The organism is Acinetobacter rudis (genome assembly GCF_000829675.1).
Lineage (GTDB): Bacteria > Pseudomonadota > Gammaproteobacteria > Pseudomonadales > Moraxellaceae > Acinetobacter > Acinetobacter rudis.
This window is the reverse complement of record NZ_BBRX01000051.1, coordinates 1-11999: the sequence shown is the minus strand read 5'-3', so window position 1 is coordinate 11999 and position 11999 is coordinate 1. Positions and strand designations below refer to the sequence as shown.

The window sequence follows — 11999 nt, the reverse complement described above, 5'->3', positions numbered from 1 at the left end:
CATAGCTTACAGAAATATAGAGCATAATCTGGTGAATAATAGGGGATAAGAAGATTAAATTTTCTTATCCCTTTGTATATGGACCTGCTGAATATTGAAGGGTTATGTTGAGATTACCAAGTGATATGGATCAATTTTTAGTTTTTCCCGAAACCTTATTGGCGAGCTGTTTAGAGCGCGGACAGTTCATACACTTGTCAGCGCAAGTGGTGAGTTATATTGCAGATATTGATCAGCTTACAAAGCTGCACCAACATGAGCAGTTGCTCTGTCCTGACTATTTAAAGCAGGCAAAACCATCACGTTTAAATGAGTTTTTTGCAGGACGGATAGTCGCTCAGGCCATATTAAAGCAGCATTTTTCATGTATGACAGCATTAACATCGAGAAGCAATAAACTCCCAATATGGCCACAAGGTTTATCAGGGTGTATTAGTCATACCCAGAATAAACTCTTGGTGATGGTCAGTGCACAATATTTATCTGTCGGCGCAGATCTACAAGAGCAGATACAGCCTGAAATGGCAAAACAAATTTCAAGCTTAATTTTAACATCTGCTGAGCAGCAGCTATGGCATCACTTTAAAACTGAATTAGATTTTAGTGAATATCTAAGTCTAATATTTTCACTCAAGGAAAGTCTTTATAAGGCAGTGTTTCCTGTGGTGAATAGTTATATCGATTTTTTAGAGCTTTGTTTAGTCGATATCGATTTAACACGGCGAATCGCCCAATTTGAATTTTGTTCTAAAATTCAAAAAAATTATCCAGTATTAAAAAGATATTCAGCTCAATGGCAACGATATGATGAGTATGTCATCAGTTTCGCACTGGTCTAAAATCACAGTGCTAGCCAGAATTTTAACGTTATAAAAATAAATACACTCCCATCACGTTTCAGCGTGTTGATGTTTTTGGGCTTGTGCTAAACGCCACAAAGTCTGTTGATCTGCCTCGGGACTCGCCACGATGGTGATTTGATCGAATTGAAGTATTTGAGCGGACTGTTGCTCAACAGGGAGTAAATGAATGGGCTCTAAGGTTTCTTTTTCAACTGCGATGAGCTGTGTAGGAATCTGCTGTTGCTGATCCAATTGATTGCCTACTTGTAACATCATCAAGATGACTTGTCCGATGTTTAGACCCTTTGGGGTTGGCCAATATTCATAACGCGGTGGTTTATCTTGATAGCGTCTTTTTTCAATCAGTTGATTTTTTTCTAAAACTTTAAGCCGATCCGATAGCGTTGCATGGGTAATATTCGTTGAGCTTTTGAGTTCATCATAACGGCGCAGGCCAAGCAACACATCACGCATAATTAAGACGCCCCAACGATCATTTAAGGCACTCATTACTTTAGCAATTGGACAATTCATCCCCTCAAAGTCATTTGATTTCATCGCTACTCCAAAAATATTATTAGGTTTTTCAATTAAATATGCGGTTGCGCGCAAATTTATATTTGCAAGCTCTAATTATAAGAGTTATAAATTAAAAACACAATAACTCTAATTATTAGAGTTACTAGAAATACTCAGGAATTAAACATGAAAGAGCGTGCAAAAACGGCAATGATTACAGGGGCATCATCGGGGATTGGGGCAGCATATGCGAAGCAACTCGCTGAACAAGGCTATAATTTAGTGTTGATCGCACGGCGTGAAACTCGATTGCAGCAATTGGCTGTTGAGTTGGAGCAAAGCCATGCAGTTCAAGTTGAAATTATGACTGCTGATCTGAGCCAATCTGATGATTTGATGAAAGTGATATCGAAGATTGAACAATTAGAACAACTGGATGTTGTTGTGAATTGTGCAGGGGCAGGTGCATTAGGTTTGAGTCAAAAAGTATCTACGGCACAAATCCATCAGATGCTGCAAGTGAATATCGTGGCTTTGACTGAAATATCATTGGCTGCTGTAAAACGCTTGAGTCAACAAGGTGGAGGGAAATTGATCAATATAGGATCGATCTTGGCAATGATGCCAACAGCAGGGGCAGCTGCATACAGTGCTTCAAAGGCCTATGTTTTAAGTTTTTCACGCAGCTTGCAGCTTGAACTTAAAAGCCAAGGCGTTCTAGTACAAGTGGTGATGCCTGGACCGATTAAAACTGAGTTTTTTGCTGAAGGTGCTGCACCATTTCCTGAAGATTGGTTTATGCAAGCTGAAACATTGGTGCAGATTGCACTTCAAGCCTTAGCACGTGGTGAAGATCTAGTTTTCCCTAATTTAGAAAATTTATCTCTCTGGCAACAACACGAAAACTCACGTTTAGCCTTATCACAAGGATTAACTCAAGTTGCAGCAGTCCCAACACGATACCGTTAATTTAAAACAGCAAGTTGAAACATAACAGTGCTTATAGCTCGTTGTAAGTTCATATAAATCAAGGAGGCAGTCATCATGCCAATGTGGAAAATCTATCATCCTGAACAGACATTTAGTGCTGAGGAAAAACAGCAAATTGCACAAAAAGTCACTGCAATTTATAGTAATTTCTTGCCGAAGTTCTATGTCAATGTCTTCTTCGAGGTCTTAAAGCCTGAGAGTTGTTATATCGGTGGTGAAGAACGTCAAGACTTTGTACGTGTCACCATTGATCATATTGCACGTTCAATCAAATCTGCTGAAGCACAGCAACAGTTTTTATCTGCATGTACTCAGATTTTAACGCCATATCTTGAAACACACAGATTGGCTTGGGAACTGCATGTAAATGAAACTTCATTTGAACTTTGGACGATTAATGGATTAAAACCACCACTTCCTGAGACTGAGGCTGAAAAAAAATGGCGTCTAGAAAACAAACCCTCTGCCTATTAAATTAGACAGTTGAAAAACAATCCTCTTCGTTGGCATAAAAGCGCAATATGTTGGCGAAGTGGATTCTATGAGAGTAACGCTAGGATCATCACTGTCGGATTGCACTTTCATCATATCGAAATTATCCTTTAATATAGTGCGACTGACTTTTAACATTGTAAAATATAAATACTTATGTCTGATTCGCTCACTACTACACCCCGAGTTCCTAAATATATTGCGATTCGTGATGCTATCGCACATGAAATTGAATCTGGTCAATTAAGCAGTAATACCAAGTTGGGTTCAGAGCGATTGTTATCCGAACAATTTTCGACGACACGCGTTGCAGTGCGTGAAGCCTTACTGGCTTTAGAAACAGATGGATTAATTTATCGTCTCGATCGTCGGGGCTGGTTTGTTCGCTCACCACGTATTATTTATCGACCTCAGTCCACCAAAAGTTTCAATCAATATGTGAGTGAACAGGGCGGCATTGCCAGTACCGAATTAATTTCCGCAGAATTGGTGAAGGCAACCTCTTGGGATGCAACACATCTAGATATCCAGCTGAATGATGATGTGTATTCAATCTGGCGTAGACGTAGTATCAATGGTCGACCTGCAGTGGTTGAGCATATTCGGGTTAATGCAGAACTTTTCCCACATTTATTATCACTACCATTAAATCAATCGATGACGGCATTAATGGCTCAACATTATCAGCGTCAATTAACACGTGCACATATTAATTTATACCCAACTACTTTTGCAGAACAGCAGGCCAAAGCATTACATGTCAATGTTGGGAGTATGGGGCTTTATATTTGTCGAACCAACCGTGATCAAAATGGCATGATTACTGATGTTGACCAAGAGTATTGGTTGCATGATGTTTTGGATCTGCATTTTGAAGCGCATGATTAAACCAATCTGGTTTAAACCAGATTAATTAAATTGTCATAATCTTCTGTTGAAATACGGCTTATCGAATTACAGCATTCATTAGGAATGTCATATGAGCCAGTATTTTAAAGCCCACCACAAAGCGATAAGTACGATTGCTATAAGCATTGCATTCGCTTGCTTGAGTGTGGCTTGCACTACATCTTCTAGTTCAAATGATGCTGAACAAATCACGGTTTATACCGCTGTTGAAGCGGACCAATTAAAACGTTACCAATGGCAACTGCGTAAAGACCATCCAGAGTTAAAAATTAAATGGGTACGAGATTCTACTGGAGTCATTACTGCAAAATTACTGGCTGAGCGTAAAAATCCACAAGCTGATGTTGTGATGGGGCTTGCTTTAACAAGCCTGTTGGTCATGGAAAAAAATGATATGTTGGCTGCATATCGTCCTAAGGGTATAGAACAACTTAAACCAGAATTCTATAGCCAAAAAGCACAACCCACATGGACTGGGATGACAGCTTGGGAGTCTGCTGTTTGTGTCAATACAGTTGAACTTGCGAAGAAAAAACTGCCAGTTCCACAAACATGGCAAGATCTCGTTCAGCCGATGTATAAGGGGCTGATCGTTATGCCTAATCCTGCTTCAAGTGGGACTGGGTACTTTGATGTGACTGCTTGGCTACAAATTTTTGGTGAACAAGGTGCTTGGCAATATATGCAGGCATTGGATCATAACATTAGTCAATATGTACACTCAGGCTCTAAGCCATGCAAGATGGCTGCGCAAGGTGAAGCGGTGATAGGAATTTCTTTTGGTTATCCTGGCTTTAAGTTGAAGTCTAGAGGAGCGCCCTTAGAAATTGTATATCCCAAAGAGGGCCTTGGCTGGGAAATGGAAGCATCAGCAATCCTAAAAGGGACTCAAAAAAGAAAAAGTGCAGAAAAGTTTATTGATTGGACGGTTAGTCAGACTGCCAATCAGGCCTATGCACAAAACTTCTCTATGGTGGCGCACCAGCACGTACAAAGCCAAAACTCAGATTTCCCAGCAAACCTGTCCAGCCAGTTAGTTAAAAATGACTTTTACTGGGCAGCGGAACAACGTGAAAACATTTTAAAGCAGTGGTCTGCGAAGTTTGAAAAATAAGCCCATATTTACAAAAGATTAGGTACATTATGCAGTTATCATCTCATTTAAATCATTCTATTGGCGGGCAAGTGGGGCAACACCCAGTCGGGCACTTGCTAAGTACACTGAGCAGCTATAAAAGCAGTAAAATTGAAATCGTACTTGAAGCAATTGATATTCAAAAGTCTTTTGCCAAAACCCAAGTCTTACAGCATATCAATTTAGATGTGCGTGCAGGAGAGTTGGTCAGTTTTCTTGGACCATCGGGGTGTGGTAAGACGACTTTATTACGCATAATTGCTGGACTTGAACATGCGGACTATGGACGTATCTTTAAACATAATGAAGATATCACTCAGTTAAGTACGGCAAAGCGCAAATGCGGTATTGTCTTTCAAAACTATGCGCTATTTCCAAATCTGAATGTGGCGGACAATATTGCTTTTGGTCTAGATAAAAAATCATGGTCAAGTGCGCAGCGTCAGGCAAGGGTTCAAGAGTTACTGCAGTTGATTGAGCTGCCTGATATTGCAGATAAATATCCGCATCAGCTATCAGGTGGGCAACAACAACGTGTGGCCTTAGCGCGTGCTCTGGCAGCAAAGCCTGAACTGTTATTATTGGATGAACCGTTATCTGCCTTAGATGCTTTGGTACGAGTTAATCTGCGTCAAAAAATTCGACAAATTCAAAGCCAGCTTAACTTGGCGACTATCATGGTTACACATGATCAAGAAGAAGCTTTGAGTATTTCTGATCGTATTGCTGTCATGAATCAAGGGGTGATTGAACAGCTAGATCAACCACATAATATTTACTTTAAGCCACAAACGCGTTTTGTTGCAGAGTTCATCGGTACGATGAATTTTATTGCTGGACAAGCGATAAGCAAACAACAGTTAGAGCTCTGTGGTCACTATTTATTAAGTTTGAATCATTTAGCATTTACTGAGGCGGAGACTGTAGAAATCGCTTTTAGACCAGAACAGTGTCAGTTGAGTGCAGAGGCGCCTTGTGCGAGTGAGGCTTTGGTGATTGCTGTTCAGATTGTAACGACAGAGTTTTTAGGTGCGAAACGCCGTGTATATTGTCAAATGCAACATCTTGAAAAGCAAACACAAAGTCTGAATATTGAGCAATCTAAACCCAGTAAATTGATACAAGTCGATATTGATCAACAGTTATTTCCGCAAATGAGCCAGCGCATGTGGTTGCAAGTACCACTTGCTGCGATCCATGTGTTTGATCAGCGAGGCTATGCCAAATGTTAAATCAAACCACGGCAGAAGCGCTCCTCAAGTCAAAACATTATCGCCGACCACGATATGGATTAGCCGCGAGTGTCTTATTATTTATCGCAGCGCTTTTTTTAACCTTGAGCTTAATTGCTCCACTTTTGTTGTTATTACAAAGTGCATTGTTGGATGAGCAACAAAACTTTATAGGCTTAAAAAATTTTGCTGAGTACTTTTCCAATGTCACTTTGCTGTCTTCGATCGTAAACTCGTTATGGATTGCAATGAGTGCAACATTGATAACGGTCAGTTTAGCCAGTATATATGCTTTTGCTTTGGTCAATAGTCAGATTCGTGCAAAAGCCTTTTTTAAAGGTGTGGCGTTATTGCCGATATTGGCACCCTCGATTTTACCCTCATTGGCATTGGTCTATTTGTTTGGCCAGCAAGGGATATTAAAAGGTGCTTTAGGCAATGTGGAAATTTATGGCCCACTTGGGATTTTAATCAGCTACTGTTTTTGGTTATTCCCCGCAGTGCTTATGCTAATGATGAGCGCAATGCGTCATATAGATCAACGCTTAATTGAAGCTGCTCAGAGTTTAGGGAAAACTCCTTTACAAATCCATTTGAGCGTAACCCTACCCACGATTAGCTATGCGATGGTGAGTGCTTGTTTGGTGGCATTTACCTATGTCATGACTGATTTTGGAATCCCTAAAGTCATCGGTGGTTCATTTAATATGATGGCATTGGATGTGTATAAGCAAATCATTGGTCAACAAAATTTAAGTATGGGGGCGGTGATTTCGATATTACTGCTTTGCCCTGCGATTATGGCTTTTATTTTTGATCGATATCAGCGTCATCGTCAGCAACGTTATCAAAATGTTCAAATTCAACCTTACCGTATATCTAAGCAACCCGTCTTTGACAAAGTTTTGTTCGGCTTTTGTACTGTGATCGCAGCTTCGATCCTGTTGATTATACTCACTGCAATCGTGGCATCATTTATCCGTTATTGGCCCTATGATCTGTCGTTAACCTTAAGTCACTATCGCTTTGAGTATGTCGATGGTGGGGGCTGGGACAGTTATTTTAATTCGATCAAATTGGCCTTACTCAGCACTGGATTCGGTACGGTTATTATCTTCATCATTGCTTTGTTGAGTAGCCGTTTTAAGGGTCATCCTTTACTGAAAAATTATATTCAGATTTTGGTGTTGCTGCCTTTGGCTGTACCAGGTTTGGTGCTTGGGATCGCATACATCTTATTTTTTAATGCTGCGCAAAATCCAGTTGCCATGTTGTATGGGGGCATGAGTTTATTGGTCCTCTCTACGATTATTCACTATTACACCGTTCCTCATCTCACCTTGAGCAATGCCATTCAGCAAATTCCCACCCAATTGGATCATGTAGGGCAAAGTTTAGGTCGCTCAAACTGGACGATGCTGAGCAAAGTTTATCTTCCACTAACATTCCCAGCACTGTGTGATGTCATGCTGTATTTGTTTGTCAATGCAATGACCACTGTATCAGCAGCCATTTTTTTATATTCACCCGATACAAGTTTAGCTGCAGTTGCTGTACTCAATATGGATGATGCAGGCGATACCGTAGCTGCCGTTGCGATGAGTATTTTAATTTTAATGACTTCTGTGGTGGTCAAGTTACTGCATTGGTTGCTCACACACAGATTAATGAGCACGAGCCAACATTGGCGTGAGCAGAGTAGTGATTAGCATCCCTATTTAGCCCCCTATATGATTTAGCACTCAGTGCAATTCACTTCATCACTTTATCGAGGTCATGGCTTTTTCATAAGGCTTAGGGATTTTTATTATTAAAAGTTTTATTTTGGAAAATTAATGAATACTAAACAAGCAGATTTGATTATTGTTGGAGCTGGCATCTTAGGTTTATCTGCTGCAATACAAGCACGTGAGCAAGGCCTGAGCGTACTGGTTTTTGAAAAAGATGCAGAGGCTATTGGTGCAACACGACGAAATTTTGGAGTGGTGGGGACATCGACTTTAAGCCATCCTGAAAGTATTTGGCGTCAGTATGCCGTAGAAACTCGGCAGTTTTATCAGTGTATACAGGAAAAAACCAATATTTCGCTGCAGCCACGTCAAGGTTTATATCTGGCAAATACTGCATTGCAATGGCAAGTGTTGAATGAGTTTTCACAACGAACAGCAGCATATCAGATTAACGCTAAACTGCTGAGTCCACAGCAGTTGGGTACACATTTTTCCTATTTAAAACCAACGACAACAGTTTATGGGGCTTTGGAGGTTGTGGGGGATTATTCAGTTGAACCTGATTTGCTGGCTATGCGTTTATTGCAATATGCAGCACAACTCGGTGTAGAGATTCAGTGTAATGCATGTGTGGTGAAAACTCGCAGTAGTTCAGCAGGTGTTTGGGTTGAGATTGCTTCAGGGCAACATTATCAGGCAGCCCAAGTCATGATATGCCATGGTGAAATTACACAAATTCTTTATCCAGAGCAGCTTAAGCGTATGGGAATGCAACGTTGCAGTTTGCAGATGGCCCTAACAGAACCCTATGAACATAACCTTGATGCAACAATTTACTCAGGTTTATCAATAGCTCGTTATCCTGCTTTTGAAGTATGTCCGAGTTATTTGCAATTAAAACAAGAGACCGAGCAAGGGATTGTGGCAGATTATGGGATTCATATACTGCTCAAACAAAATCGCTTTGGACAGTTGATTGTGGGCGATAGCCATGAATATCAGTCATTAGATGCAGCACGCTACTACCAACAACGCGAAGTCATTCACCAGTATATTCTAAACTATTGTAAAGAAAATATAGGCTTGGAGTTGCCTCCAATCGAGAGGCGCTGGACTGGTTATTACTTGAGTCATCCTGACCAGTTGGCATGTATCAATGAAGTCGAACCCAATATTTATTTGATTAGTAGTATTGGCGGTAAAGGTATGACAACCGCTGCGGGCTTTATTAAAAATTTCTTAGAAACACATATTTTTTAAACGAGTTGTTCCATTATTTTTTTTATTCATTTAATCTGGTTTATACCAGATTGAGTGTTATCCAAATGACGAACCGAGGTTATTTGCTATGAATGCACAAATTGAAATCGAAACTGAGCTTGAACTTGAAAATAGATATTTACTTTTAACTCCTGGCCCATTGTCAACCTCTCAAGGTGTACGCCGCGCTATGTTACGTGATTGGTGTACTTGGGATAATGAATACAACAGTTTAGTTCAAGATATACGTCAGCGCTTAGTGGCATTGGCGACTAAGCAAACTGAAATATATAGTGCGGTGCTGATGCAGGGCAGTGGTAGTTTTTCAGTTGAAGCGGTTTTAGGTTCAGCATTAGCTAAAAATGGAAAGATTTTAATCATCAATAACGGGGCTTATGGTGCACGAATGGTGCAAATGGCGCGTTGCCTCAATATTGACACTGTAGAGCTCAGCTATGCTGAAACCCAACAACCTGATTTAAACGATATCGAGCAGGCTTTAACTGATCCAAGTATTACTCATGTGGCATGTGTGCATTGTGAAACGACGACGGGTTTACTTAACCCAATCGCTGAAATTGGTACATTGGTGAAAGTTGCAAATAAAGTATGGATAGTCGATGCGATGAGTTCTTTTGCTGGTGTGCAGATGGATATTGCCGAATTGGACATCGATTTTTTAATTTCTAGCGCAAATAAATGTATTCAAGGTGTACCAGGCTTTGGTTTTATTTTGGCGAAGCGTAAGCAACTTGAAGCATGTCAAGGCTTGGCAAGATCTGTAAGTTTAGACTTATATGATCAGTGGCATAGTATGGAAACACATCAAGGTAAATGGCGTTTTACCTCACCCACACATGTGGTTCGTGCATTTTATCAAGCTTTACTTGAATTAGAACAAGAGGGCGGAATAAAGGCGCGTCAACAGCGTTATCAAAGCAACCAACAATGTTTGGCAGCAGGTATGCAACAACTTGGTTTTAAATTGGTTCTTGGACATCACGCTGCTCAGTCACCGATTATTACCACGTTCTTATACCCAGACGACCCCAACTTTAGTTTCCAAGCTTTATATGACAATTTAAAACAATCAGGTTTTGTGATTTATCCCGGAAAGGTTTCAGATCTGAACTGTTTTCGTATCGGCAATATTGGTGAAGTTTACTTAGAAGACATCGAACGTTTGTTGAATGCTGTTGCAGCATTTCGCCCAGTTTAATTTTATAGAATCAGATAAGGAATATTTCAATGAACACTTCAAATACTCAATTACAAGCTGTGGTTTTTGACTGGGCAGGTACAACTGTTGACTTTGGTTCTCGTGCACCAATTTTGGCATTTATGGCACTTTTTGCTGATAATAATGTTGAAATCACTATTGAAGAAGCTCGTGCACCCATGGGTTTAGAAAAACGTGATCATATTGCAGCAGTGCTCGCCATGCCACGTGTAGCCAGTGCATGGCAAGCAGTTTATGGAACTGCGGCGAGTGAGGATGATGTTGACCGTTTGTATCGGGACTTTATTCCCTATCAACTTAAAAGTATTCCACAATGTTCAGCATTGATTGCAGGTGCGTTGGAGACCTTTGCTGATATTCGTAAACGAGGTGCAAAAATTGGTAGCAATACTGGTTATGCCAGTATGATGATCGGTGAATTGGTTCAAAGTGCAGCGAATCAAGGTTATATACCTGACTGTATTGTTACTGCAAGTGATGTAAAACACGGACGGCCATATCCAGAAATGTTATGGAAAAACCTGATTGCACTTAATGTATCAGAGATCAAAACTGTAGTGAAAGTTGATGATACTGTGGTAGGTATTGAAGAGGGTTTAAATGCAGGTTGTTGGACTGTGGCGCTCGCCGTGAGTGGTAATGAGGTGGGGCTAAGTTATGAGCAATGGATGGGTTTGCCACCAGCACAGCAAGAAATATTAAAAGAAAAAGCTTATGCGAAAATGCGTGCTTCGGGGGCACATTTTGTCATCGATAGTATTGCTGAATTGCCGCAAGTATTAGATGAAATTCAGTCCCGTTTACAGCAAGGGGGATGCCCATAACTTGATTTTTTGTAAATTAAAAAAATAAAACTCAATTTAAAATCGAAACTCATCTTTAGCAAAGTATATGGGTGAGTTTCATTTATTTAGGATCGGCCAATTTGCATGTATGACAAGATGTTCTGACAGGTTTTACAAGCCATGAGCTATAACATACTATAAGAAATATTTTGCATAGAAGGACAAGTTTGCAATGGGATTTAATGTTAAAAATATCGTGTATGGTATAACCATCATTTCTTTAATCTCAGCTCAAATGTCATATGCAGATCTAGGATTAATTTCTGATCAGGATGGATTTGTAAATGTAAGAGAAAGCCCTTCATTAAATGCCAAAGTCATTGCCAAATTGAAAAATGATAGCGTGGTTTCATGTGTATTGGAGGAGAAAAATGCCAAATTTTGTTTGATTACATCAGCAGATTTGAAAGATAGTGGCTATGTCTATAAGGACAGAGTAGATTTTTTTAAAGCATATACTCAAGTACCTGTGTTTAAGTCTTCACCACTTAATGCTAACTATAAAAACAATTTGATCAATATAAATATTGAGGCGAAAACTGCGGATACAAATATTCAAAACTATACAAAGAATGCATTGGATGAATATCACCATTATCAAGGTAAGAAGATTTTTGGCACGGATGGTCAACGACCTGATGATCGTTTTATTCAACTTTCACAGATTAATATTGATGCTTACGGCACAAAGGTAAAATTAAATACAGCAGATCTGGAAGCATTATTTTTACCCCTCAATGATCAAGGCAAAAATGAACTCTCAACTTTTAAAGCGTTATATAAAGGTCAGAACTTATATTTATTC

At 39.9% G+C, this 11999-nt stretch carries 12 protein-coding genes; 11 read left to right on the top strand and 1 reads right to left on the bottom strand.

The features are described 5' to 3' along the window. Positions 1–104: 104 nt before the first annotated feature. Entirely contained in the window at positions 105–839 is a 735-nt protein-coding gene (locus Aru01_RS13110) for a 4'-phosphopantetheinyl transferase family protein (protein ID WP_016655936.1), read from the top strand. A 51-nt stretch (positions 840–890) separates the two neighbouring features. On the opposite strand, the gene Aru01_RS13105 is transcribed toward Aru01_RS13110, so the two are convergent. Further along, complete coding sequence (locus tag Aru01_RS13105; RefSeq protein WP_016655937.1) at positions 891–1400, bottom strand: winged helix-turn-helix transcriptional regulator; 510 nt, start codon at positions 1398–1400, stop codon at positions 891–893. Between the two features lie 147 nt (positions 1401–1547). On the opposite strand from Aru01_RS13105, the gene Aru01_RS13100 reads away from it, so the two are divergent. The 10 genes from Aru01_RS13100 to Aru01_RS13055 form a co-directional block, all read left to right on the top strand. Continuing rightward, on the top strand, positions 1548–2330 hold the full coding sequence (locus Aru01_RS13100; RefSeq protein ID WP_016655938.1) for an SDR family NAD(P)-dependent oxidoreductase: 783 nt from the start codon (positions 1548–1550) through the stop codon (positions 2328–2330). Between the two features lie 75 nt (positions 2331–2405). Then, positions 2406–2825 (top strand): tautomerase family protein, encoded by a 420-nt coding sequence (locus tag Aru01_RS13095; RefSeq protein ID WP_016655939.1) that lies wholly within the window; start codon positions 2406–2408, stop codon positions 2823–2825. 174 nt (positions 2826–2999) lie between these two features. Beyond that, a complete protein-coding gene (locus tag Aru01_RS13090) occupies positions 3000–3731 on the top strand; it encodes a UTRA domain-containing protein (protein ID WP_016655940.1) in 732 nt (243 codons plus the stop codon). 91 nt (positions 3732–3822) lie between these two features. Next, entirely contained in the window at positions 3823–4866 is a 1044-nt protein-coding gene (locus Aru01_RS13085) for a putative 2-aminoethylphosphonate ABC transporter substrate-binding protein (protein ID WP_016655941.1), read from the top strand. A gap of 29 nt (positions 4867–4895) precedes the next feature. Then, positions 4896–6119 (top strand): ABC transporter ATP-binding protein, encoded by a 1224-nt coding sequence (locus Aru01_RS13080; RefSeq protein ID WP_016655942.1) that lies wholly within the window; start codon positions 4896–4898, stop codon positions 6117–6119. Further along, complete coding sequence (locus Aru01_RS13075; protein ID WP_016655943.1) at positions 6113–7828, top strand: putative 2-aminoethylphosphonate ABC transporter permease subunit; 1716 nt, start codon at positions 6113–6115, stop codon at positions 7826–7828. The genes Aru01_RS13080 and Aru01_RS13075 overlap by 7 nt, the downstream gene beginning before the upstream one ends. Before the next feature lie 126 nt (positions 7829–7954). Further along, positions 7955–9109 (top strand): TIGR03364 family FAD-dependent oxidoreductase, encoded by a 1155-nt coding sequence (locus Aru01_RS13070; protein ID WP_016655944.1) that lies wholly within the window; start codon positions 7955–7957, stop codon positions 9107–9109. A gap of 88 nt (positions 9110–9197) precedes the next feature. Continuing rightward, positions 9198–10328 (top strand): 2-aminoethylphosphonate--pyruvate transaminase, encoded by a 1131-nt coding sequence (gene phnW / locus Aru01_RS13065; protein ID WP_016655945.1) that lies wholly within the window; start codon positions 9198–9200, stop codon positions 10326–10328. A gap of 29 nt (positions 10329–10357) precedes the next feature. Continuing rightward, positions 10358–11173, top strand: a complete 816-nt coding sequence (gene phnX / locus Aru01_RS13060) for a phosphonoacetaldehyde hydrolase (RefSeq protein WP_016655946.1) — start codon at positions 10358–10360, stop codon at positions 11171–11173. A gap of 193 nt (positions 11174–11366) precedes the next feature. Then, positions 11367–11999, top strand: a 633-nt coding sequence (locus Aru01_RS13055) for an SH3 domain-containing protein (RefSeq protein WP_052475373.1), incomplete at its 3' end; no start/stop codon positions are given.